The organism is Streptomyces sp. NPDC051064 (assembly GCF_044455985.1).
In the GTDB taxonomy this organism is placed as follows: Bacteria; Actinomycetota; Actinomycetes; order Streptomycetales; family Streptomycetaceae; genus Streptomyces.
In genome coordinates this window covers 588,079-609,710 of the sequence record NZ_JBITFK010000002.1, presented here as the reverse complement: position 1 = coordinate 609,710, position 21,632 = coordinate 588,079, and the positions used below count along the sequence as shown (strand labels likewise).

Here is a 21,632-nt window from a genome sequence, read left to right as displayed (position 1 = left end):
AGGGCTCGCCATGAAGCTTGGTTTCACACTTCCCGTAATCGGGCCCGCTATCAGCAGCGCATCTGGCCTGAGCGCGTTCTGCCGCGGGATCGAGGACCTTGGCTACGACACGTTGTGGGTCGGCGATCGCCTGGTCCAGCCGGTCGATATGCACAGCACCTATCCGGGCAAAGAGCAGCCGTACCCACCACAGATGAAGCGTTACCTCGACCCGGTGCTGCTGTGGTCCGTCGCCGCGACGGCGACCAGCCGGGTGCGGCTGAATGCCAGCACGCTCAGCACCTTCTACTACGAGCCGCCGCACCTGGCCCGGATGCTGACCACGCTCGACGTGCTCAGCGACGGCCGTCTCAAGGTCGGCGTGGGACTGGGTGGATGAAGGACGAGCACGACATCTCCCGCAGCGCGGACTGGCGCCGGCGCGGGCGGATGCTCGATGACCTGCTGGCGTTCCTGCACGAGTGGTGGACGGCCAACCCGGTGTCCTGGGACAGCGAGTTCTTCTCGCTGCCGCCGGTCCACGCCGACCTGCGCCCGGCGCAAGCGCTGTCCGACAAGCCCAAGCGCTTCGCAGAGTCCGGTGCGGACGAGGCGTTCGTGGACGCCTTCGCACTGTTCCCCGGACTTGACCAGATGCTTGACTTCGCCGGCCAGGTGATCGCGCGCACCGGTCGGTTGTGACCACCCAAGAGCCGGACGACCAAGGACGTCCTCGCCTGCTTGTTCGCCGAGAACGCGGAGTTGAACAGCCCGCTCGGCGATGAGCCGCTCATTGGTCGCGGGTCTGCCGTGGAAGCCAAACAGACTGTCGCTCAAGGCCTCGGCGACTCCGAGCGGCACTGGAGGCGCTGTCTGCGTGCCCGGCAAGCAGCTTGATCATCCGACCGAGCCGCTCCGGTTGGACTCACGTCCGTCAACTTGCGCTTGATGGAGCCGTAGGAAGTCCCACAGCGCCGCGTAGGCCTGCAGCAGGAGTTCCCGGCGCGCCTCAACGGTGTTGTCGCCGGTCGCCGTCACAAACTCAGCACGAGGTCGCGGACGGCGGCCGGCTGGGACAGGAACGGGTGGTGGCCGGCGTCCAGTTCCACGACGCTGCCTGCCCGGCCGGCGAACTCGCGTTGCAACTCGGCGGGGGTGCCCTGGTCCTGCGCGCAGACGAGGTACGTCGCGGCCACGTGCCGCCAGGCCGCGGACCGCACCGGTTGATCGAGGACCACCAGGCTCTGCCGGGCCCTCTTGGCCATGGCCTGTCGCTGGATCTCCGGACCGCAGTCTTGGAGGAAGGTCTCGGCCAGGGCGTCCGGCCGGACGGTGAACGTGCCACCCTCGGGATCGATGTCGAGGAACGGGGCGGGCTCCTGGCCGCCGAACGAGGAGAGGCTCTGCCCGACCTCGGGCAGGTAGCTGGACACGAGCAACAGGTGGCGCACGGCTTCGACGCCCGCCGCTGCCTCCGCGGTGACGATGCCGCCGTAGCTGTGGGCGACCACGACGGTCGGCTCGTCGCTCGCCGTCAGCACTCGGCGGACCGCGGCGACGTCCTCCGGCAGTCCGAGGCCCCGCGCGCCTGTCGGCTCACCCGTCTCGCCGCAACTCGGCAGGGCGGGCGCCTCGCTGGCGACGTCCCGCTCGGCCAGCAACTCAGCGGTGCGGTGCCACCACCACGATCCGTCCCTGACGCATGCTCCGTGCACGAAAACGACTCTCACTACGGCCTCCTGGTCTTGATCCGATCAGCTACCGAGAACGCTAGACGTAGCAGTTGTTACGTGAAAATGTTCCGGCCATGGGTAGGAAGCCCGAGCCACAGATCAGGCAGCGGCTGCTCGACGCGTGCACCGACTACGCGCTTGAGCAGGGGCTCCCCGACCGGCTCGGGCCGCTCGCCACCGTGGCGGGCACCTCCAAACGCATGCTGATCTACCACTTCGGTACCCGTGACGGCCTGCTCCGCGAAGTACTCGGACAGGCCCGGCGGCGCCAGGTCGAGGCCTTCAACGACCTCCTGCGCGTCCGGCCCGAAGAGCCGTACCAGGCGACCCTGAGCCACGCATGGTCCACGATGACCGGACCGCACGGCCAGCCCTACCTGCGCATGTTCAGCCGGCTGCACGACACCGCGGGCGAACCACTGTGGCCGGGGTTCCGGCGCACCGCGACCACCGACTGGCTCGCGCCCCTTGAGGAGGGCATGCGCAGCCTCGGCCGGCCCGAGCGGGCCACCGTCGTGCTCGCCGTCATCCGTGGCCTGCTCATGGACCTCGACGCGACCAGCGATGCCGAACGCACGCACCAGGCTTTCAACGACTTCCTCGATACGATCTGAGGCGCCGTTGTCGTGAAGACCGTTCGAAGCTCACCGACACTCGTCTGAGCTCATGGTTGCTCGCACCTGTCAGGTGCCCTCTCTGCTTGGTCTGGTCAGTCCGTCGCAAAACCGATCGCCCCTGTTCAGAGGACATCTGCACGTCTACGGCACACCGCTAACGATCACCCATCGCGGTGGATCCGGGCTCAGTAACGCCTCGTGACGGTTCGTGATCATGGTCAGGCAGCCGTAGTCCGCCAGCGTCGGTGATGCGCAACTGGGCGCCGGAGTGAGGCCGTTCCTTGCGGACGATCAGCCGCATTCCCTTCGGCCAGCCCTTGAGGCAGTCGCCGGTGATCTCGGCGGCCCAGGCCCCGTCCCGGATGTCGCCGCAGGGCTCGACCGATGCCGTCCAGGCCGGAGCGGGGACCTTGAGTACAGCACGGTGAATCTGCTCGGTGACGGTCATGCCGACCGAGTACGACAGCCACCGTCCGCGCTTCCGCAACCGCCATTGCTCCCGCCGCTGCCTGCACGACACACCGTCCCGAAGCATCTCGTCGACGGGCGCTGTGAGGAAGCCGTTGGGGGCTTCGACGCCCCAGGCGCCGTGGATGATGTGGGCGACCTTGAGGGACTCGGGCTTCACCGTAAGGCCCGTCTCCTCGTAGAGCTCGCGGACCGCGGTCTCCGTGATGGGCTCCCCCGGCTCGCTCTTGCCGACCGGCAAGTCCCACATGCCCTGTGCGAACTTGGCGTTCTCGCTGCGCTGCAGGAGCACGACGCGGTTGGTGGCCTTGTCGTGGACGATGACGGCCGCGACCAGCAGCGTCATCGAGTCGAGCGCCGGCTTGAGGGCCGGGGGGCGGTTCTCGGTCTGCTGAGTCACGGGGTTCCCATTCGGGGGGCGTTGGGCATGTTAGGCGAGGGCCTCGCGGGCGCGGCGGGCGAGATCTGCGGCTCCGGGGACGCGGCGGCGCTGGTAGACCGCGAGAGTGGAGCGGATCGAGGTGATCGCCTTACGGGTGCGGTCTGAGGCCATGCGCTCCATGAGGACCAGGGCCAGGGGCCAGGGGCCTGAGGCCAGGCGGCGACCGCCTCGTCGGCTCGGGCCTGGGCGGCGAGGCTGTCGCCGAGGTCGGCGTGGGTGAGGGCGTGGACGCGCTTGTACTTCTCCGGGTCCCAGCGGGTGAGCGCGTCTCGGTGCTGCTGTTCCGTACCGATGTGGTCGGCGAGGTCGGTCAAGGTGCGGGCGGTGTGGCTGGCCACGGTGCCGGCGGCTGGGCCGCTGACGCGGGAGAAACTGGGCTGGGGACCGTCCTCGCGCAGGAGGGCGTCTTCGGCGGCGAGTAGAGCGCGGGCGGCCAATGGGTTCTCGCCGACCGCTGCCTAAGCGCGGGCGTGCGTGATGTGGAGGAGCGCTTCGGTCCGGCCGTCTACGTGGCCGAGGCCGCGGGCGAGCGCCTTTGACGAGGTCCACGCAATGGTGGGGTTGCTTGAGGCTGAGGGACTGGTGGGCGAGGGCACGCATCATCCAGGCGGCATGACCGTGGGGGTCGGCTTCGCAGGCGAGCTGGTAGCCGACCTGGTAGTAGCGCTGGGCAGCGCCTTCGTGTCCAAGGTCGTGGTGCTTCCACCCGGCGAGGTAGGCGAGTTCGGCGACGGCGGCGAAGGCGGCCTGGCGTAAGGCTTCTGTGGGAATGCGGCCGCGCAGCATGGGGGCTGCCGTGTCGGCGAGGTAGGCGGTGACTGTGGTCAGGCCGTGCCCGCCGCCGAGGCGTTCGTCGGCGGCGCTGAAGGCTGCCGTGATCTGTCGTACGACGTCGATGTCGTCGCTGCCGACGAGGGAGCGGGCGGTGCGGGCGCGGAGCATCCGCGAGGTGGCTTCGTGGTCGTGCAGGAGCGGCATGGCCACGCCGGCCGTGGTGAAGGCGGCGATGGCGAGGAAGCGGCGGCGTTCGACGTCCGCGCGGCCGAGGTCGGTGACCTGGTGACGGGGTCTGTGTCCGGTGGCGACTCCGTATCGGGTGAGTGGAGGCCGAGCTCGGTTCGGGTGACGACGCGGCCCAGCCGCCGGGAGAGGGCTTCGGCGAGGTACTGGCCTGCCCGGCCGGACGGCGTCCGGGCACCGCCCACCCAGTGGGAGATGGCCGACTTGTCGGTCTGGAGCAGTTCGCCGTTCTCGGCGGCGATGCGGCGTACGTCCTTGGCGAGTGCGTCATAGGCGCACCCGGCGGTGTTACTGACGTGCCGCGAGGCCGGAATCAGCGAACAAGGGGCTGCGGGGCTGACGCACGGCCGCCTGCAGCAGGTCGGACGCCGTCCGCGGCCCCGGATACACACGGGCCCCGCGGACGGTTCCACATCCGGCCGGCCTAACGCCCGCGGTGCACCACCTGCCCACCGGTAACCGTCAACACCACCGGCGCTTCGGCCAGTTCATCGGCCGGCGCAACCACCGGATCGACGCCGAACACGGTCAGATCCGCCCGGTACCCGACCGCCACCCTCCCCGCGTACGCGGCCTCACCCGCCGCGAGAGCCGCATGCGTGGTCGCGCCTTCGAGCGCCATCAGCCCGGTCAGCCTCTGCTCGGGCGCGACCGACCGGGACCGCGCCATCGCGAGCGACCCGCGCGCGTCGAAGTGTGCGATGGGCCAGTCGGACCCGACCGCCACCACCGCTCCCGCCTCCCGCAGATCACGACACCGCCAGGCCCGAGCCGCCCGCTCGTCCCCGAGCCGCTTCGACCACTCGTCCGTGTGATCGGCCCGCGAGTACTGCGAATGGATCGGCTGCATCGAGGCGGCGACACCCAGCTCGGCGAACCGCCCGATCTCCGTATCCGGCACGGTCTCGATGTGCTCGATCCGGTGCCGCCCCCGCGCTTCCGGCCCCAACCCGGCGACCGTGTCCAGTACATGCCGAACCGCCGCATCCCCGATCGCATGGGTCGCCGTCCGCACGCCCGCGGCATCCAGGAACCGCACCGCCTCCCCGTATGCGGCCGGGTCGGGCCACAGCGCCTCCGTCCCCTGCCCATGACAGTCCGAGTGCTCCAGCCACGCCGTACCGCCCTCCACGGTCCCGTCCATGAAGAACTTCACGCCGCCGACCTGCCAGCGCCGCCCGACCCGCTTCTGCAGCGCGACCAGTTCCTCAAGACCGGCCCGGTCGATCCCCGGCATGCACCAGGGATGGATCCGCAACCGCAGCGGCAGCTCCTCGCCGTCCGCCTCGATCGCCGAGAGCAACTCCAGATCGGCCTCGTCCATCACATGGGCGCCGGTCAGACCTGTCGCGGCCATCTCGGAGAACAGCCCGAGCAGCAGCTTCTTCCGCTGCCCGGCCGGCAGGGTCGGCAGGAGTGACTCCACCAGCGTCATCGCGGCGTGCTCGATCAGGTGCCCGGTCGGCCGCCCGCCGGCGTCGCAGACGATCTCCGACCGCTGGGCGAAGGTACGCGGCCCGGTGATCCCGGCACGGGAGAGCGCCGGTCCGGAGACGAGCGCGGAGTGGGCGTCGTACAGCCGGAGGTAGACGGGGACGCCGGGCAGCAGGTCCTCGATCAGGGAACGGTCGAGGGGCTGCCCGCCGAAGACGTTGTGGTCCAGGCCCCAGCCGATCAGCCAGCCCATCCGCCGCGAGGCGCCCGTGAGCGCGGACCGCAGTTGGTCCAGGTCCTTCACCGCCGACAGGTCGGTCCCGGCGGACATCTCGAGCCCCCACACCGGGTGGCTGTGCGCGTCCACCAGACCGGGCACCAGGTGCGCGCCGCCCAGGTCGACGGTCTCGGTACCGGGCCCGGTCCAACCGCGCGGGTCGACGTCCACGGCGGCGATCAGGCCGTCCTTCACCACGACGGTGGAGGCTTCCGGGCGGTCCGGATCGAGCGTACGGACACGGGAGTTGATCAGGACGAGATCGGCTGCGGGCACGAGTCGTTCTCCGTTTCCTCAGGGGTGGTGACAGGTTCGGCGGCGAAGGCCGCGTACACCTCGGGGCGGTGGCGGCGGAGCCGCAGTGCGTGCACGACGCCGATCACGAAGACGACGGCGACCATCCCCTGGAGGATGACGTTCACGCTGGTCGGGGCGCCGGTGAACAGGCCGGTGTGGGAGATGGTCAGGTAGAGCGCGCCGACGAGCAGCACCGCCGCGGCGGACGGGGCGACGACCGTGCGCCAGACCCCCTCGTTGTGCTGGACCCGCCGGAAGTAGCAGGGCACGGCGATCGCGGCGAGCAGCTGGAGCGCGAGCAGGCCGGTGGCGCCGGGGGTGTTCACCCAGAGCAGCAGCTGGGTGTACGGGTCGGCGTCCGCGAGTGCGAAGCCGACGACCACGACCAGGCCGAGAGCGGTCTGCCAGAGCCCGGCCACGTACGGCGAACCGTGTTTCGGGTGGACCCGGCCGAGCGCGGCGGGCAGGATGCCCTCCTCGGCGAGCGAGAGACCGTACCGGTTGATGGCGTTGTGGAAGGCGAGCAGTGAGGCCAGGATGCTCGTGACGATCAGTACGTGCATGAGGTCGGCGGCCCACGGGGCGACGTAGGTGGAGATCGCCGTGAAGAAGAGACCGCCGGGGTCCTTCGCCGCCGCCTCCTGGACCTGGTCGGTACCGACGGCCTGCACGACGATCCAGACGATGAAACCGTAGAAGAGGCCGAGGAAGCCGACGGCGATATAGGTGGCGCGCGGGATCGTACGGGCCGGGTCGCGGGCCTCCCGGCGGTAGATCGCCGTCGACTCGAAACCGGTGAACGCGGCGAACGCGCAGGCCAGGACGCCGGCCGTGCCGGAAATCAGGAAGTTGGACGGGGCGAAGGATTCGACCGACAGACCGTGCGCGCCGCCCTCCAGGAGGACACCGCCCGCGAGCAGCACAAGGATCCCCGTCTCCGCGACGAGCAGCACGCCGAGCAGTTTCGCGCCGAAGTCGATCGAGCGGTAGCCGCCCCACCAGATGAGGAGGAGTCCCGCGATCGAGACCGGCAGCCAGGGGATGTCGTAGCCGGTCAGCGCGTGCACGGTGCCCTGGGTGGAGGAGCCGAGCAGCCCGTAGACGCCGATCTCCATGCCGTTGTAGCCGATCAGCGCGAGCAGCGCGGCGCCCATGCCGACCGGACGGCCGAGGCCCCGGGTGATGTACGCGTAGAAGGCGCCGTTGTTGCGGATGTGCCGGGTCATCGCGGTGAAGCCGACCGCGAAGAGCGTGAGGACGAGGCCGGCCGCGAGATAGCCGACGGGCGCGCCCGGGCCGCCGACGAAGAGCGCGACCGGCGAGGTGCCGGCCATCACGGTCAGCGGAGCGGCCGCCGAGACCACGAAGAAGACGATGCCGACGGTGGAGAGGGTGCCACGGCGGAGGCCGGACGGCGGGGATTCGGGCATGGCGGAGGGACCCTTCTGCAGGGGTCGGCAACGGCAGGACGAAGGACGTGACGAGCGGCAGGACGACCGGAAACCTACAGCCTTTCGGTTTCGGCAATGTAGCCTTCGTGAGGCCATCCAGGAAGAGGGGTACGGGGACAGGGACCATGGGACGACCACGCACACCACTGCTCGACCGCGAACGGATCACCACCGCGGCGCTGGAACTCATCGCGGAGAAGGGCGAGTTCAGCGTCCCGGGCATCGCCCGCCGGCTCGGCGTCCAGACCGGATCGGTGTACCACCATGTGGACGGCCGGGACGGAATCGTCGAGCTCGTCCGTGAACGCATCTCCGCCGCCATCGACGTCACCCCGATCACCGCCGGGCTGCCCTGGGACGAGTCCCTGCTCGCCTGGGCCCGCTCCTACCGGGCCGCCTTCGCCGCCCACCCGCGCGCCATCCCGCTCCTGATGACCTCCCCGGTGCGCGCCCCGATGGTCCTCCTCCACTACGAGGCCACGGTCGGCCTCCTCACCGACGCCGGCTTCCCCCCGGACCGGGTGATGACAGTGATCACCGCCCTGGAGAACCTCGTCCTCGGCTCCGCCCTCGACCTCGCCGCCCCCGACACCATGTGGGAACTCGACGACCCCTCGGCCACCCCGCACCTGACACGCGCCCTGGCCGCGCTCCCGCCGGGCCGCCGCGCGGACGACGCGTTCGAGCTGGCACTCGCCGGGTTCGTGGCCCACTGCCAGGTACTACTGGCCGGTTAGGTCCGGGCGCGGGCTACGACCTCGCCGATCGCGGCGGGCACAGCGTCGAGGCGGGCAGCGCCCGCATCCTCACGCGGTGGCCCGGGAGGCACAGGTGTACAGCTCAGGGACGGCGTCCTCCCACACGGTGCGCACGGTCCGGCCGACCAGGGTGCGCAGGACCGGCCACAGCTCCAGCAGCAGATCGCGGTTGAGATGGACGGGGAGGTCGCATCCGCCGTGTCGACGTCGTCGGTCCATTGCCGTGTCGCGTCGTCGTCCAGCAGGCGCTGCGACGCGTCGTAGTCGGCGATCGGCCGTCCGCCGGCCTGGAAGCTGCCCACCCTGAAGCTCGCGCGTCTCCATCCCGAACGCAGGGACGAGTTCGGTGAGCGGATTGCCGATGAGGCCGTGGATCCAGGAGGCGCCACGGTTGACACAGAACCCTGCCGTGCGGTCCGTCCACATCCGGCTGCCGCGTGGTCCCTGCGCCTTGAGCACGATCACCCGTTGCCCTGCGGTGTGCAGCAGTCGGAGGCGGGCGTCTGCTCGCGGACGTACTCGGGGGTCATTCGGCGTGACCGAGTTGGGTCAGTGCCAGATCGAGCGTGTCGGCGAAGAAGTCGACCGCGTCCGCGTCGATGCACAACGGCGGCTTGATCTTGAGGATGTTGAGGTGGTCGCCGGTGGGCTGGACAATCACGCCGAGGTCGAGCATGCGATCGCACAGCTCGGCGGTCTCTTCGGTTGCAGGCTCCAACGTGTCCTGATCGCGGACGAGTTCAAGGCCGAGGTAGAGGCCGGAGCCGTGAACCGCGCCGATGAGAGGGTGGCGGTCCGCCAGGGCCTGAAGCCGGCTCTTGAGGCGACCGCCGACGCGGACCGCGTTGCCCTGGAGGTCCTCGTCACGCAGGGCGTCCAGGACGGTGAGGCCGACCACGCTGGAGAGTGGGCTGCCTCCGGTGGACGAGAAGAAGTAGCCCTGGTCGCGGTACCGCTCGGCGACCGCCTTCGAGGTGATGACGGCGCCGAGCGGATGCCCGTTGCCCATCGCCTTGGCGACGCAGACGATGTCGGGGACGGCCTGCTGCTGTTCGAAGCCCCAGAACCAGTGCCCAAGGCGGCCGTAGCCGACCTGGACCTCGTCGGCGACGGCCAGACCGCCGTGCCGCCGGACCGCCGCGTACACCTCGGAGAGGTAGCCGTCGGGCAGGGCGACCCCGCCGGCGTTGCCGTAGAAGGTCTCCCCGATGAAGGCGCCTGTGGGGCGCCCAGCGGCAGCCAGCGCGTCGATGGCCGCGACCGCCTCGGGCGCATAGTGCCGTGAGTCGGGGCCGCGGTGGCGTCCACGGTAGGAGTTGGGCGAGTCGACGGTGTGGACCCAACTCGGCCGAGTGGCAAGGGCGTTAGGGTTGTCCTGGAGGGAGGTGGAGACGGCGTCGGAGGCGTACGTCCATCCGTGGTAGGCCTCGCGCAGCGCGACGACATCGGGCTGTCCCGAGGCGCCGGTGGCCAGGCGGATGCCCAGATCGACCGCCTCGGACCCGGAGTTGACCAGGAACACGGTGTCGAGCGGATCGGGCAGCAGGGCAGCCAGGCGTTCGGTGAACTCCACCAGCGAGGCGTAATGGAAGCGCGAGTTGGTGTTCAGGCGTCGCAGCTGCCGAGCGACCGCGCGCTCGACGTGCGGGTGGGCATGGCCGAGCGGGGTGACGTTGTTGACGATGTCGAGATAGGCGCGGGCGTCGGTGGACAGCAGATGGTGACGCCAACCCCGCTCGATCCGGGGCGGCTCGGCGTAGTAGTGCTCCTGCGCCGTTGCGAACACGGCGCCGCGCCGCTCCAGCAGGTCGCCCCGCTCCGTGCGCTCGGTGGGGGCCAGACCCAGGAGCGGGGCCGGGTCGGCGGTGAGCGACAGCCAGCCGGCGGCGTACTCCGGGCGCACCAGGGGCGGGACGGCGGGGCCGCCGGATGTGCGCAGCGCGAAGTGGACCCGGCTCCCGGCGGGTAGGTGGACGAGGTCGTCGCCGGCCCGGACTTTCACACCAGGGACGACCAGGGGCACGATTTCGGTGCAGGACACGCTCAGCACGAAGGGGCCATGGGTGATCTCCACAAGCCCCGCCGTCGCGGCGAGCACCTCTCCCCCGCCAGGGACCTGGAGTACTGCCTCCCGGCCGAGTCGCACATCGATGCCGGTGGGAACGGTCGCGCCGGAGCGCGTCGACAGCGCCGGGGCCAGGTCCAGCCGGGCCTGTGCGTACCGGGTGGCGGTCGCGTCCGCGCCGTTCGCGAGAGCGGTGGCCGACAACGCCTCCTCGGTATCAGTGTCCAGCCAAACTCCCGCGTCCATGGAGTCGGAGTCGGTGGCCAGATCGAGTACGGCGATGCGGTCGGCGGAAATGTCGCGCAGCAGGGGCAGTTCCGGCGCATCGGCCACGGCAGGGCTGTCGGCGAGACCGATCGCACCCCGTACGAGCTGGGTCATCACCTGCTGCGGCAGGCTGACGGCCTGCTCGAAGATGCGCCACTCGCGGTCGAGGGCGGCGGTGGCGTAGGTGTTGTCCGCGTCGACGGCGGCCTGCTGTCGTCCGCTCACGACGAGGCCGGCGGCGCGCAGCACCACGAGCGGCCAGAGCGCCTCGGCCTCCGCGGCGGACAACGGTCGCAGCGCGTGGAAGGCGCGTGCGGCGGGAAGTACGTGATGCGGTTCGACGCCGTCGTGATGGAGCATAGAGGAGAGCGACACGGCCAGTTCGCCGATCGCCCAACTCTTCGTCAGATCACCGAAGTCGATGATCCCGTCGGGTATCGGCAGGCGGCTGCCGGTACGGCGGATCAGATTGTCGTCGGTGAGGTCCAGGTGTACGGCCTGCTGCGGGAGTACGTCGGCGACGTCCTGGATACGGCCCCAGGCTTCGGCGGTGGCGACCTGGACCGCTGCCCGTCGCTCGGGTTCGTCGATGTGCCCGGCGAGTGCGGTGACCACGCGGTCGGCGTGCCGCAGGTCCCACTGCAGTACGCGATCGAGGCCCGGATGACGGAACTCGCGCAGGGCGGTGCTGACCTCGGCGGCGATCGTGCCCATCGCCGCCACCGTGCCGGGGGACAGGTGCCGCGGCCCCGACAGCGCCCCGCCGGGCAGGTGCCGCAGCAGCCGGGCGACGGCCGGCCCGCTGTCGGTGTCGACCGTGGTGCGCCGAGGCCTGCCGTCGGGGTGGCGCAGGACAGTGGCGACACGCAGGTCGGGGTAGGCCGCGGCGATCAGGTCGGCGGCGGTGTCCTGCGCCTCGATCTCCACGAGGCCGAAGGCCGGGTTGGCGATCTTCAGAACCGCCGCAACGGCCCCGTTCCCGTTCCGCAGCAGGAAGTTGGCGTCCTGCTGGCTCCCCAGCGGTTCCGCGTGCGCGTCGATGTCGAAGACCTCGGCGGCCATGAGCTCGGCCTCGGCCGATGTGGTCCGCGGCGCGAGGAGTGCGTTCTGGGTAAAGAAGTCGATCGTACGGTGCTCGGTGTGTGGCATTGCGGCGTCCTCGGCGGGGTTCGTGGTGGAGCGGGCGGATCGGGGCGGCGCGGGTGCCTCAGTCGACGTGCCAGAGGAAGCGGTGGGTGTGGATCGAGAAGTAGGGGAACTTCTCCACGGCCGTGACGCCCTCGACGGCCCGTACGGCATCGTTGACGAAATCCAGCAGGTCGTGGGGCCGTGGGCAGACGACCTCGACGAACAGGTCGAAGGTGCCGGCAGTCAGTACCGCGTACACGACCTCGTCGTGCCGGGAGAGCTCATCCGCCACCGCCCGCGGGTCGCCGTCGACGTGCAGACCGAGCAGGGCCATCGTCTGGTGGCCCATTGTCATCGGGTCGGTCACCCCCACCACCTGCACCGCCTTGGCGTCGATCAGGCGCTGCAGCCGCAGCCTCGCTGCCGACGGCGACAGGCCCACCTTCGGCCCCAACTCGGCGTAGGGGACGCGGCCGTCCACCTGCAGCTCGCGCAGGATGGCCCGGTCGATCTCGTCCATGAGACTCCTCTTCGTTGCCGCAACGGTGATCCAGAGTGCGGATGTGAGCACCATGCCGACTATTCGCGCTCGAATCAAGTGCCGTCGCGCTCGAATCACGTATCAGGAGTCATGAATGTTCGCCTCTGACCAGGGCCCGGGCCGCGACCCGCCAGGTCGCCGGAAGGCCGAGATGCCTCACCGGAAGACCGAGGTGAATCCGCCCATGATGGCCCCTTCAGCCCGGCACACCGTCTTGGTTGTCGAGGACGATCCGAGCATCGCCGAGATCCAGGCCGCGCAGCGCGATTTGTTCGGTGACGCACCGGCGCCGTATGCGTCGAACGACAGCGCCGCATGAAGGAGCCCGCGGCCAGGTCCCTGGTTCTGGACTCCCAGGCGCTGTCGCTGCTCCTGCGCAACGACCGCCAGATGGTCACCCGGATCGAGGCCGCTCGGCGCATAGGCGTGCCCGTCCTCGTTTCGGCCCTGACGGTGGTGGAGGCCGTCTACGGCAAGACGGACACCGCCCGGCTGCACTGGATGCTCTCCCGCCTTCAGGTCCAGGACGTCACCCAGGCGGACAGCCTCACCGCGGTGCAACTACTGAGCGATGCCGGTGGCCTGCACGGCCACAAGTACGCCATCGACGCCCTTGTCGCCGCGATGGCGCTCCGCTCCCCGGCGCCCGCGCTTGTGCTGACCTCGGGCCGCGACGACTGGGCGAAATTGTGCGGCGACCGCGTACAGATCAAGGACGTCTGACCTTGGGATTTACTTCTTCCAACGAAGACGGCTCGCGACCCGAGAACGGCTGACGCCGATGTCAGTAACATCGGCGTCAGTCCCATGCGTGGGGAATTCACTTCGCCGGCTGCCCCTCACGGTCGCGAGTCGTGGATCCGCACCCCTCCGGACCGCGCGGCATCAAATGCGCGGATCGCACGACGACTCATCACCCTTCTGTCGTGTGCAGGCTCTGTCCACTGCCCATACGTCCACGTCAGCCGCTGCGCCTACGAGCGCGCAAGCCGGTCCAGTGGCGCAGACGCTCGGATATCTGGGCTTCGTAGCCGTTGTGGGTGGGCTGGTAGTAGGTCTCGTGGTCCATGGCGTCGGGGAAGTAGTCGGCGCCGGAGAAGCCGTCGGTGGTGTCGGGGTCGTACTGGTAGTCCTTGCCGTAGCCGAGGTCCTTCATCAGCCGGGTCGGGGCGTTGAGGATGTGGGCGGGTGGCATGAGTGAGCCGGTGCGGCGGGCGGCGGCGTGTGCGGCGTTGAAGCCGCGGTAGACGGCGATGGACTTGGGGGCGGTGGCGAGGTAGACGACGGCCTGGGCGATCGCCAACTCGCCCTCGGGGGAGCCGAGTCGCTCGTACACGTCCCAGGCGGCGAGTGCCTGCTGGATGGCGTGGGGGTCGGCGATGCCGATGTCCTCGACTCCGAAGCGGACCAGGCGGCGGGCCACGAACAGGGGGTCCTCGCCGCCGTCGAGCATGCGGGCGAGCCAGTACAGGGCCGCGTCCGGGTCGGAGCCGCGCATCGACTTGTGGAGCGCGGAGATCAGGTTGTAGTGGCCCTCCTGCGCCTTGTCGTACAGCGGGGCGCGCTGCTGGATGTGGTGGGCGAGCGCGGTGGTGTCCAGGGGGGTGCCGGGGTGCGGGAGGGCCTGGAGCTGTTCGGTGATGTTGAGGAGGTAGCGGCCGTCGCCGTCGGCCATGGCGATCAGGGCGCGGCGGGCGTCGTCGTTAAGGGGCAGCCGGTGGCCGGTGAGGTCCTCGGCGCGGTCGAGGAGGGTGGCCAGGGCGGCTTCGTCGAGGCGTTTGAGGACGAGGACCTGGGTGCGGGAGAGGAGGGCTCCGTTGAGTTCGAAGCTCGGGTTCTCCGTGGTGGCGCCGATCAGGGTGATCGTGCCGTCCTCGACGTAGGGCAGGAAGCTGTCCTGCTGGGCGCGGTTGAAGCGGTGGATCTCGTCGACGAACAGCAGGGTGCCCTGGCCGATGGTGCGTCGGCTGCGGGCGGCGGCGAAGACCTTGCGCAGCTCCGCCACGCCGGAGAAGGTGGCCGACACCGGTTCGAAGGCCAGGTTGCTGCCGTCCGCGAGGAGGCGGGCGATGGTCGTTTTCCCGACGCCGGGCGGGCCCCACAGGATGGCGGAGCCGAGGCGCTGCGACGCGACCATGCGGCCCAGCGGGGCGTCCGGGGCCAGGAGGTGGTCCTGTCCGACGACGTCTTGCAGTCGGGTGGGGCGCAGGCGGTCGGCGAGTGGCCGGGCGGGCTCCTCGTCGAAGAGCGGCAGGGTCGCTTCGGTCGGTTCCATCGGTCTCTCGGATTGCGGGCGGAGGTGTGCGGGCGGAGGTGTGCCTTGCACGGGGCACTGACAGGCGCGGGCTCAGCGGCTCGTGGGCGCGCTTGCGGCGCTCATCAGGTACGGGGACGGGGGCGGTCGCGTTGCGGCAGCCGCGCGACGGCCAGGTCGTAGGAATCCTCGACTGCGTCGGTGACCAGCTGCTTGGTGATGCCGGGGCCCGGTCCGAGCGAGATCCAGTGCCGTTTGTCGAGGTAGCGGCCCGGGGTGATCGAGGCATAGCCGTGCACGTGCGCGCGGGCGTGTTCGGGTTCGCACTTGACCGTGATGATCTGCTCGTCCGGGTCGTCGGTGACGATCAGGAACACCCTGCCTGCGACCTTGTACACGTCCAGGTGCTCGGTGAACGGGTAACCGTGGTCCGTCCCGGGCAGCGCGAGCGCCGTGTGGCGGGCGGTGTCCTGGAGCCGGTCGCCGGCCGCGCTCACCGGCCCGCCCGCATGCGGATGCCGTAGGTGTGCGGGTCGACGGGCCGCTCGGCCCTGGGCAGGCGAGCGACCACAAGTCGGTAGGAGTCGGTGACGAGCTCATCGACGAGTTCCCTGTCGACGCCGTCCCCGCCCTCCAGCGTGATCCAGTGTTTCTTGTTCATGTGGTAACCGGGGGTGATGTGGCTGTACTGCTCCCGCAGGGCGTGTGCCTCGCCGGGGTCCGCCTTGAGGATCACGACCGGGCGCCCCGGGACCTCGGTCATCAGCATGAACACCTTGCCGCGCACCTTGAAGACCTCCCAGTCGTCGCCGAAGGGATGCTCCAGCCGGGCTCCGGGAAGCTCCTCGGCACGGTCGGCGGCAGTCTTGTGCAGGGTCATTCCGTTCATGAACGTTTCCTTCCTCAGGTGAGCGCGGGCTGGGCACCCCATGACGCGAGTGGCGCGCCGAGCGGTTGTGGCGGCACCACCTCCCACTCTCTCCCCGAAACCGACATAAGGTGCAGTAGGCTGCGGACACGTGATGGTCGACAAGCGACACCCCAGCCCGAGCGGACAGGCGGGGCCGGCCGCGGTCCCGCTGTACGGTTTCCAGCCCCCGGTCGGCACCCCGTACGGCCTTGAAGTGAGTACCGTCGAGGATTTCTTCGTCCAGCACGACGACTGGCCGTGGAACCCGCCCCGTCCGGGCCGTGCCACCTTCCACTACCTCATCGCCGTCACCGAGGGAGAGTTGCGGCACGACGTCGACCACGTCACGCGGACCGTCGCCTCCGGCCAGTGGCTGTGGGTGCGTCCCGGACACACGCAGTGCTGGCACCCGCCAGGCGCAGCCCGCGGCCCGTTCATCCTGTTCGAACCGGATGTACTGCGGCCCGACATCGCCCGCCTGCTGACCCCGCTCACCGCACACGAGGCTCCTGCCGTGCTGAGCCCGCACCCCGACGACGCCGCCTGGCTCCAGCAGACGGCACTCCAGCTTCTGGACGAACACCGCGCACTCGGGCGCCGGCCCCTCGACGTCCACCACGCCCTGCGGCGCAGCCTGCTCGAATCGCTGCTGCTGCGCCTGGCCAACGCCCCTGGGGTCACCCCCGCCGACACGAGTGCCGGCACGAGCCGTGGTGACACCTACAGAGGGTTCACGGACGCCCTGGAGCTGCACTTCCGCGAACTGCACCGGGCCGCGGACTACGCCGAGTTGCTCGGCTGCTCGGTCCGCACCCTCAGCCGCGCCGCCCGGGAAACCACCGGCAAGGGAGTGCGTGAGCTCATCGACGAGCGGCGCCTGCTCGAAGCCCGGCGCCTGCTGGGAAGCGCCCAATGGGATGCCCGGTCCGTGGCCGACCACCTCGGCTTCACCGACCCCGCGAACTTCGGCCGCTTCTTCCGCGACCGCACCGGTCTCACCCCGGCCACCTTCGCGGCCGACGAGACCACGACTCTCCCCCCTTCTCCCCCTGGTTGACGATCCCGAGCCCCCGCGTGCCGCCTTTGGCCGACAGGCCCAGCCTCGCACGCGCGGGTGCCGTCACGGTCAGTCTGTGGTGAAGCTGGACAGCACCGCGGCCGGGAGGCGGCTGCCCGCCGATCCGTGGGGAAGGATCTCCGTGATGCGGGCCAGATCGGTGGCGGAGAGCTGGACGTCGGTGGCGCCGGCGTTCTCCTCGACGCGCTTGGTGCTGCGGGTGCCGGGAATGGGCGCGATGTCCTCGCCCTGGGCGAGCAGCCAGGCCAGCGCGAGCTGGGCGGTGGTGATGCCTTTGGTGTCGGCCAGATTCTTGAGCTGTTCGGTGGCGTGCAGGTTGTAGGTGTAGTTCTCGCCCTGCCAACGTTCGTCCCAGCTGCGCATGTCGTCCGCGGCGTACTCGCTGGCGGGCTTGACCTGGCCGGTGAGGAAGCCGCGGCCGAGCGGGGAGTAGGGCACCAGGCCGATGCCGAGTTCCCGCAGGACGGGAAGGATCTCCTCCTCGACCTCCCGCTCGAAGAGCGAGTACTCGTACTGAAGCACGGAGACCGGGGTGACGGCGTGGGCGCGGCGGATGTACTGGGGGCCGACGTTGCTCAGGCCGAAGTACTTCACCTTGCCTTGGGTGATCAGTTCGCCGACCACGCCGGCGACCTCCTCGATCGGAATGTCGGGGTCGGAGATGTGCTGGTAGAAGAGGTCGATGTGGTCGCTCTGCAGGTAGCGCAGGCTGTTCTCGGCGACCTTGCGGATGTTTTCCGGGCGGCTGTCGAAGGCGGGGCTGGTCGCCGGGGCGGTCATGTCGAAGCCGAACTTGGTGGCAAGGACCACCTCGTCGCGGAAGTCTTTGACTGCCTTGCCCAGGAGGGTCTCGTTGCTGCCGGTACCGGCGCCGTACAGCTCGGCGGTGTCGAAGAAGTCGATCCCGAGTTCGTGGGCGCGGCGGATGGTCGCGATGCCCTCGTCGTCGTTCGAGGCGCCGTAGGCCATGGACATGCCCATGGTCCCCAGGCCGAGCGCCGAGACGCGCAGACCCTGAGAGCCCAGATTGCGGTGCTGCATGAGTTCACTCCCTGAGTAGTTCGCCGGCTTCACCCGCAGAGGTCAAACCGAACCGTTCCGTTTGACTCTACGCGCCGATCACCCGGATGCCAAACCAAACGGTTTGGTGCTCTATCCTGGGACCATGTCCCAGTCCCGCGACTCCGGCCAGACCGCAGCGCCCGCAGCCGCCGCCGGCGACACCACGCGCGAGCGCATTCTCACCGCTGCCATGGAGGAGTTCGCCCGCCACGGCATCGCCGGCGCCCGTGTGGACCGCATCGCCAAACTCGCCAAGACCAGCAAAGAACGCGTCTACGCCTACTTCCGCAGCAAGGACGCGCTCTATGCCGACGTCGCCGCACGGGAGTACGTCGTCATCGCCGAGGCCACCCAGATAGACCCGTCCGACCTCCCCGGCTACGCGGGCCGCCTGTTCGACTACTTTGTCGCCCGTCCGGACCACCACCGCCTGATCACCTGGGGTCGCCTCGAACTGCCGGGCACCACAGCCGTTGCCGACGATCCCGACCAGGCAATGATCGCCCGCAAAATCGACCAGCTCCGACAGGTGCAGCGGGCAGGACAGCTCGACCCCGCCTGGGACCCGGCCGACGTCCTCGCCCTGGTCAATCAGATCGCCATGACCTGGGCGGCGCAACCCGAACTCAGCAAGGCCGCCGCCGCACACGCCGTGGACCCCACCACCACCGCCCGCCGCGCCGCAGTGGTGACCGCTGTCGAGCGGCTTTTCCCTCGATCGCGCTGAGGTCCACCCGACCTGCGGCAGCCCTGCCCGACTCACCGAGACCGCCTCAGCGCCAAAGCTCCCCACGCCACCCAAACCCGGCGCCGCCGACCTTGGGCCCTTCCTCCACGGCTGGAGTCCGTACCCTCCCCGCTCGTACTGAGCCGCACTGCCGCCCACGAAGAGGGTAAAACCGAATCTTCCCGCCCCCGCCCTTACCCCAGTGCCGGTTCGCAGCTCAGCACGGGCGCCTCCCACTCCCAGCACCGATCCAGCACGGTGCAGGTGGCAAGGGGTGACGGCAGGTGACGAGGGATCAGATTATCCAGCACCTATCCAGCGCGGGAAAAGACCAAGGGCCCGACCTCGGAAGGTCGGACCCCCGCTGACCTGCATGTTTGCCAGATCGCCGACGTGGTCGTATATCAGCCGCTACACGTTGAAGCGGAACTCCACCACGTCGCCGTCCTGCATCACGTAGTCCTTGCCCTCCATGCGCGCCTTGCCCTTGGCACGGGCCTCCGCGACCGAGCCCGTCTCGACGAGGTCCTCGAAGGAGACGATCTCCGCCTTGATGAAGCCCTTCTGGAAGTCGGTGTGGATCACACCGGCCGCCTCCGGAGCCGTCGCGCCCTTCTTGATCGTCCAGGCGCGGGCTTCCTTCGGGCCTGCCGTGAGGTAGGTCTGGAGGCCCAGGGTGTCGAAGCCGACGCGGCCGAGGGTGGCCAGGCCGGGCTCCTCCTGGCCCATGGACTGGAGGAGTTCGAGGGCCTCGTCGTCGTCGAGCTCGATCAGCTCGGACTCGATCTTGGCGTTGAGGAAGATGGCCTCCGCCGGGGCGACCAGGGCGCGCTGCTCGTTCTTGAAGTCCTCGTCGACGAGCTCGTCCTCGTCGACGTTGAACACGTACAGGAAGGGCTTCGTCGTGAGCAGGTGCAGCTCGTGGAGCAGGCGGCCCTTCTCGGTGCCGGCCGTGATGCCCTGGGAGAAGAGCGTGTCGCCCGCCTCGAGGATCTTCTGGGCCTCCTCGACGGCGGCGAGGACCGCGACCTTGTCCTTCTGGAGGCGGGCCTCCTTAGTCAGGCGCGGGACAGCCTTCTCGACGGACTGGAGGTCGGCGAGGATCAGCTCGGTGTTGATCGTCTCGATGTCGTCCTTGGGCGAGACCTTGCCGTCGACGTGGACGACGTTCTCGTCCTTGAAGGCGCGGATGACCTGGCAGATCGCATCGGACTCGCGGATGTTCGCGAGGAACTTGTTGCCCAGGCCCTCGCCCTCGCTCGCACCCCGCACGATGCCCGCGATGTCGACGAAGTCGACCGTGGCGGGGAGCAGCTTCTGCGAGCTGAAGATCTCGGCGAGCTTGTTCAGGCGCGGGTCGGGGACGCCCACGACGCCGACGTTCGGCTCGATGGTGGCGAACGGGTAGTTGGCCGCCAGCACGTCGTTCTTGGTCAGGGCGTTGAAAAGGGTCGACTTGCCGACATTCGGCAGGCCGACGATTCCGATCGTGAGCGACACTTTGGCGACTTCCTGAAGTGAGGAGAGGGGCTGTGCGGGCGGGCCGGGGGTGGACCGATTCTCCAGTTTACGGGCGGGGCCGGTCGGCCCGTCACGGGTGCGGGGACGGAGGCCGGCCGGGGGCCGAACGGGCCTGTTTCGGCCGTGCGGTATCGAACGCAACGCCAAGGTCACCCAAAGCGCGTGTCCAACGCCCGAAAGAGTGCACCCGGCGTCCTAGGTTGTCGGGGTGGAGCAGCACAGGACACGCACCCAGCGCACCCAGCCCCCGCAGGGCAGGCCCGCACCGCCCGGCGGCCTCGGCGAGGCCACGGGTGCGGCCGGCTATCCGGTGGCGGTGGCGGTCGCCCCGGCGCCGTCGGCCGGCCCGGGTCCCGGGCCCCGGCGCGGGGCCCCGCCCGTGGTCCTGGCGCTGCGCAGATTCCCCAACCCCCGGCTGACCGGTATCGGCGCCGGCCTCTTCGCGGCCCTGGCGATGTTCCTGCTGGCCTGCGTGGACCGACTGCTCTTCGGCGGTTCGGAGCTCGTGTACGGGCTGCTCTTCCTGCCCGTCAGCGCCCTGACCGCCCTCTGGGTGCGGCCCGCCGACCTGGTGACCGCCCCGATCATCGTGCCCATCGCCTTCGCGGTCGGCGTGATCCCCGTCGCCGGGGGCACGGGCGGCTTCGGCGGGCAGGCGATGGCCGTCGTGACCGCGCTCGCCGTCCAGGCGGGCTGGCTGTACGGGGGCACGCTCATCGCGGGTCTCATCGCCTCCGTACGGAAGATCCGGCAGATGCGGGAGCGGCAGCGGCACCTGGTCAGGGCCGACCGGGCCGCCCGCCGCCCCCGCGCATAGAAGCTACTTGCCCGCGGCCGCCATGGCCGCACCGACGATGCCCGCGTTGTTCTGCAGCTGGGCCGGGACCATCTCGGCCCGTACGTGTTCGATGAGCGGCAGGAATTTCTCCGCCTTGCGGCTGACGCCCCCGCCGATGATGAAGAGCTCGGGCGAGAACAGCATCTCCACGTGGGCCAGGTACTTCTGCACCCGGTGCGCCCAGTGCTGCCAGCTGAGGTCCTCGTCCTCCTTGGCCTTCGTGGAGGCGCGCTTCTCCGCGTCGTGGCCGTGCAGCTCCAGGTGGCCGAGCTCCGTGTTGGGGACGAGCTGCCCGTCGGTGAAGACCGCGCTGCCGATGCCCGTGCCGAGGGTCAGCATGATGACCGTGCCCTTGCGGTCGCGGCCCGCCCCGAAGGTCATCTCGGCGACACCGGCCGCGTCGGCGTCGTTGAGGATCGTGACGGACTGCCCGATACGGTCACTGAGCAGCGCCCGGGCGTCCATGTCGATCCAGCCCTTGTCGACGTTGGCCGCGGTCCTGGTGATGCCGCCGGTGACGACTCCGGGGAACGTGATGCCGACCGGCCCCTGCCAGTCGAAATGGCCGACGACCTCGGCCACCCCGTCGGCCACGCTCTCGGGCGTGGCCGGGTGAGGTGTCAGTACCTTGTGGCGCTCCTGCGCCAGCTCTCCGCGGTCCAGGTCCACGGGCGCACCCTTGATCCCCGAACCGCCGATATCCACACCGAAGATCTCCATGTGATCCACGGTACGGGCAGGTGGCGAGGATCACTCCCCGGAGGG

General features: G+C 69.8%; 21 protein-coding genes and 4 pseudogenes. 9 read left to right on the top strand and 16 right to left on the bottom strand.

Features of this window, described 5'->3' with window-relative positions:
• The first annotated feature begins 10 nt into the window (after positions 1 to 10).
• Together ACIBCU_RS09665 and ACIBCU_RS09660 are read left to right on the top strand one after the other, a co-directional pair.
• On the top strand, positions 11 to 379 hold the full coding sequence (locus tag ACIBCU_RS09665) for an LLM class flavin-dependent oxidoreductase (protein ID WP_399230425.1): 369 nt from the start codon (positions 11 to 13) through the stop codon (positions 377 to 379).
• Complete coding sequence (locus ACIBCU_RS09660; protein ID WP_399230423.1) at positions 376 to 681, top strand: hypothetical protein; 306 nt, start codon at positions 376 to 378, stop codon at positions 679 to 681. Before ACIBCU_RS09665 ends, ACIBCU_RS09660 begins: the two co-directional genes overlap by 4 nt.
• Positions 682 to 1,013: 332 nt before the next feature.
• Here ACIBCU_RS09660 and ACIBCU_RS09655 read toward each other — a convergent pair whose 3' ends face one another.
• Positions 1,014 to 1,709, bottom strand: coding sequence for an alpha/beta hydrolase (locus tag ACIBCU_RS09655; RefSeq protein WP_362941592.1), 696 nt, complete (start codon positions 1,707 to 1,709; stop codon positions 1,014 to 1,016).
• A gap of 77 nt (positions 1,710 to 1,786) precedes the next feature.
• Between ACIBCU_RS09655 and ACIBCU_RS09650 the strand changes: the two genes are divergently transcribed.
• Entirely contained in the window at positions 1,787 to 2,326 is a 540-nt protein-coding gene (locus ACIBCU_RS09650; RefSeq protein ID WP_362941595.1) for a TetR/AcrR family transcriptional regulator, read from the top strand.
• 226 nt (positions 2,327 to 2,552) lie between these two features.
• Here the strand turns inward: ACIBCU_RS09650 and ACIBCU_RS09645 are convergent.
• The 5 genes and pseudogenes from ACIBCU_RS09645 to ACIBCU_RS09625 all read right to left on the bottom strand — a co-directional run.
• Positions 2,553 to 2,816 (bottom strand): annotated as a pseudogene (locus ACIBCU_RS09645) (IS1380 family transposase); the annotation flags it as partial.
• Positions 2,817 to 2,879: 63 nt separating this feature from the next.
• Positions 2,880 to 3,197: pseudogene (locus ACIBCU_RS09640) on the bottom strand (NUDIX domain-containing protein); the annotation flags it as partial.
• A gap of 30 nt (positions 3,198 to 3,227) precedes the next feature.
• A pseudogene (locus tag ACIBCU_RS09635) lies at positions 3,228 to 4,576 on the bottom strand (tetratricopeptide repeat protein).
• Between the two features lie 107 nt (positions 4,577 to 4,683).
• Entirely contained in the window at positions 4,684 to 6,246 is a 1,563-nt protein-coding gene (locus tag ACIBCU_RS09630) for an amidohydrolase (RefSeq protein ID WP_399230420.1), read from the bottom strand.
• Entirely contained in the window at positions 6,222 to 7,697 is a 1,476-nt protein-coding gene (locus ACIBCU_RS09625; RefSeq protein WP_399230417.1) for an APC family permease, read from the bottom strand. The genes ACIBCU_RS09630 and ACIBCU_RS09625 overlap by 25 nt, the downstream gene beginning before the upstream one ends.
• 146 nt (positions 7,698 to 7,843) lie before the next feature.
• Here ACIBCU_RS09625 and ACIBCU_RS09620 point away from each other — a divergent pair, with 146 nt between their 5' ends.
• Positions 7,844 to 8,455, top strand: coding sequence for a TetR/AcrR family transcriptional regulator (locus ACIBCU_RS09620; RefSeq protein WP_362941604.1), 612 nt, complete (start codon positions 7,844 to 7,846; stop codon positions 8,453 to 8,455).
• A gap of 69 nt (positions 8,456 to 8,524) precedes the next feature.
• Here the strand turns inward: ACIBCU_RS09620 and ACIBCU_RS09615 are convergent, their stop codons facing one another.
• The 4 genes and pseudogenes from ACIBCU_RS09615 to ACIBCU_RS09600 form a co-directional block, all read right to left on the bottom strand.
• Positions 8,525 to 8,695 carry a hypothetical protein gene (locus ACIBCU_RS09615; RefSeq protein WP_399230415.1) on the bottom strand — a complete coding sequence of 57 codons (171 nt, stop codon included), beginning with the start codon at positions 8,693 to 8,695 and terminating at the stop codon, positions 8,525 to 8,527.
• Between the two features lie 90 nt (positions 8,696 to 8,785).
• Positions 8,786 to 8,962 (bottom strand): annotated as a pseudogene (locus tag ACIBCU_RS09610) (FAD-dependent oxidoreductase); the annotation flags it as partial.
• Positions 8,963 to 9,002: 40 nt separating this feature from the next.
• Positions 9,003 to 11,957 (bottom strand): aminotransferase, encoded by a 2,955-nt coding sequence (locus ACIBCU_RS09605; protein WP_399230412.1) that lies wholly within the window; start codon positions 11,955 to 11,957, stop codon positions 9,003 to 9,005.
• Between the two features lie 58 nt (positions 11,958 to 12,015).
• Entirely contained in the window at positions 12,016 to 12,456 is a 441-nt protein-coding gene (locus tag ACIBCU_RS09600; protein WP_362941610.1) for an Lrp/AsnC family transcriptional regulator, read from the bottom strand.
• 115 nt (positions 12,457 to 12,571) lie between these two features.
• Here ACIBCU_RS09600 and ACIBCU_RS09595 point away from each other — a divergent pair, with 115 nt between their 5' ends.
• Positions 12,572 to 12,796, top strand: a complete 225-nt coding sequence (locus ACIBCU_RS09595; protein WP_399230410.1) for a hypothetical protein — start codon at positions 12,572 to 12,574, stop codon at positions 12,794 to 12,796.
• Entirely contained in the window at positions 12,793 to 13,200 is a 408-nt protein-coding gene (locus ACIBCU_RS09590) for a PIN domain-containing protein (protein WP_362941616.1), read from the top strand. The genes ACIBCU_RS09595 and ACIBCU_RS09590 overlap by 4 nt, the downstream gene beginning before the upstream one ends.
• A gap of 238 nt (positions 13,201 to 13,438) precedes the next feature.
• Here ACIBCU_RS09590 and ACIBCU_RS09585 read toward each other — a convergent pair whose 3' ends face one another.
• From ACIBCU_RS09585 to ACIBCU_RS09575, 3 genes are all read right to left on the bottom strand, one after another.
• Entirely contained in the window at positions 13,439 to 14,752 is a 1,314-nt protein-coding gene (locus ACIBCU_RS09585; protein ID WP_399230407.1) for a replication-associated recombination protein A, read from the bottom strand.
• Between the two features lie 104 nt (positions 14,753 to 14,856).
• The gene (locus tag ACIBCU_RS09580) at positions 14,857 to 15,228 is read right to left on the bottom strand and encodes an MmcQ/YjbR family DNA-binding protein (protein ID WP_399230404.1); all 372 of its coding nucleotides are present in this window, start codon (positions 15,226 to 15,228) and stop codon (positions 14,857 to 14,859) included.
• A complete protein-coding gene (locus ACIBCU_RS09575; RefSeq protein ID WP_399230402.1) occupies positions 15,225 to 15,620 on the bottom strand; it encodes an MmcQ/YjbR family DNA-binding protein in 396 nt (131 codons plus the stop codon). Before ACIBCU_RS09575 ends, ACIBCU_RS09580 begins: the two co-directional genes overlap by 4 nt.
• A 130-nt stretch (positions 15,621 to 15,750) precedes the next feature.
• Between ACIBCU_RS09575 and ACIBCU_RS09570 the strand changes: the two genes are divergently transcribed.
• A complete protein-coding gene (locus tag ACIBCU_RS09570) occupies positions 15,751 to 16,698 on the top strand; it encodes a helix-turn-helix domain-containing protein (protein ID WP_399230399.1) in 948 nt (315 codons plus the stop codon).
• A 69-nt stretch (positions 16,699 to 16,767) separates the two neighbouring features.
• Here ACIBCU_RS09570 and ACIBCU_RS09565 read toward each other — a convergent pair whose 3' ends face one another.
• On the bottom strand, positions 16,768 to 17,760 hold the full coding sequence (locus tag ACIBCU_RS09565; protein ID WP_399230397.1) for an aldo/keto reductase: 993 nt from the start codon (positions 17,758 to 17,760) through the stop codon (positions 16,768 to 16,770).
• 124 nt (positions 17,761 to 17,884) lie between these two features.
• Here ACIBCU_RS09565 and ACIBCU_RS09560 point away from each other — a divergent pair, with 124 nt between their 5' ends.
• Positions 17,885 to 18,508: a TetR family transcriptional regulator gene (locus ACIBCU_RS09560; protein ID WP_399230395.1), complete on the top strand. Its 624-nt coding sequence runs from the start codon at positions 17,885 to 17,887 to the stop codon at positions 18,506 to 18,508.
• Positions 18,509 to 18,919: 411 nt separating this feature from the next.
• On the opposite strand, the gene ychF is transcribed toward ACIBCU_RS09560, so the two are convergent.
• A complete protein-coding gene (ychF, locus tag ACIBCU_RS09555) occupies positions 18,920 to 20,008 on the bottom strand; it encodes a redox-regulated ATPase YchF (RefSeq protein ID WP_362943301.1) in 1,089 nt (362 codons plus the stop codon).
• 229 nt (positions 20,009 to 20,237) lie between these two features.
• Here ychF and ACIBCU_RS09550 point away from each other — a divergent pair, with 229 nt between their 5' ends.
• A complete protein-coding gene (locus ACIBCU_RS09550; protein ID WP_399230393.1) occupies positions 20,238 to 20,846 on the top strand; it encodes a DUF6542 domain-containing protein in 609 nt (202 codons plus the stop codon).
• Positions 20,847 to 20,849: 3 nt separating this feature from the next.
• On the opposite strand, the gene ppgK is transcribed toward ACIBCU_RS09550, so the two are convergent.
• Positions 20,850 to 21,587 carry a polyphosphate--glucose phosphotransferase gene (ppgK, locus tag ACIBCU_RS09545; protein ID WP_362943295.1) on the bottom strand — a complete coding sequence of 246 codons (738 nt, stop codon included), beginning with the start codon at positions 21,585 to 21,587 and terminating at the stop codon, positions 20,850 to 20,852.
• Between the last annotated feature and the right edge of the window lie 45 nt (positions 21,588 to 21,632).

What these genes read in the sequence shown, in the direction of transcription:
- ACIBCU_RS09665 (WP_399230425.1), top strand. Translation starts at nt 11, where the DNA reads ATGAAGCTTGGTTTCACACTTCCCGTAATCGGGCCCGCTATCAGCAGC.
- ACIBCU_RS09660 (WP_399230423.1), top strand. Translation starts at nt 376, where the DNA reads ATGAAGGACGAGCACGACATCTCCCGCAGCGCGGACTGGCGCCGGCGC.
- ACIBCU_RS09650 (WP_362941595.1), top strand. Translation starts at nt 1,787, where the DNA reads ATGGGTAGGAAGCCCGAGCCACAGATCAGGCAGCGGCTGCTCGACGCG.
- ACIBCU_RS09625 (WP_399230417.1), bottom strand. Translation starts at nt 7,697, where the DNA reads ATGCCCGAATCCCCGCCGTCCGGCCTCCGCCGTGGCACCCTCTCCACC.
- ACIBCU_RS09620 (WP_362941604.1), top strand. Translation starts at nt 7,844, where the DNA reads ATGGGACGACCACGCACACCACTGCTCGACCGCGAACGGATCACCACC.
- ACIBCU_RS09615 (WP_399230415.1), bottom strand. Translation starts at nt 8,695, where the DNA reads ATGGACCGACGACGTCGACACGGCGGATGCGACCTCCCCGTCCATCTC.
- ACIBCU_RS09605 (WP_399230412.1), bottom strand. Translation starts at nt 11,957, where the DNA reads ATGCCACACACCGAGCACCGTACGATCGACTTCTTTACCCAGAACGCA.
- ACIBCU_RS09600 (WP_362941610.1), bottom strand. Translation starts at nt 12,456, where the DNA reads ATGGACGAGATCGACCGGGCCATCCTGCGCGAGCTGCAGGTGGACGGC.
- ACIBCU_RS09595 (WP_399230410.1), top strand. Translation starts at nt 12,572, where the DNA reads ATGTTCGCCTCTGACCAGGGCCCGGGCCGCGACCCGCCAGGTCGCCGG.
- ACIBCU_RS09590 (WP_362941616.1), top strand. Translation starts at nt 12,793, where the DNA reads ATGAAGGAGCCCGCGGCCAGGTCCCTGGTTCTGGACTCCCAGGCGCTG.
- ACIBCU_RS09585 (WP_399230407.1), bottom strand. Translation starts at nt 14,752, where the DNA reads ATGGAACCGACCGAAGCGACCCTGCCGCTCTTCGACGAGGAGCCCGCC.
- ACIBCU_RS09575 (WP_399230402.1), bottom strand. Translation starts at nt 15,620, where the DNA reads ATGAACGGAATGACCCTGCACAAGACTGCCGCCGACCGTGCCGAGGAG.
- ACIBCU_RS09565 (WP_399230397.1), bottom strand. Translation starts at nt 17,760, where the DNA reads ATGCAGCACCGCAATCTGGGCTCTCAGGGTCTGCGCGTCTCGGCGCTC.
- ACIBCU_RS09560 (WP_399230395.1), top strand. Translation starts at nt 17,885, where the DNA reads ATGTCCCAGTCCCGCGACTCCGGCCAGACCGCAGCGCCCGCAGCCGCC.
- ppgK (WP_362943295.1), bottom strand. Translation starts at nt 21,587, where the DNA reads ATGGAGATCTTCGGTGTGGATATCGGCGGTTCGGGGATCAAGGGTGCG.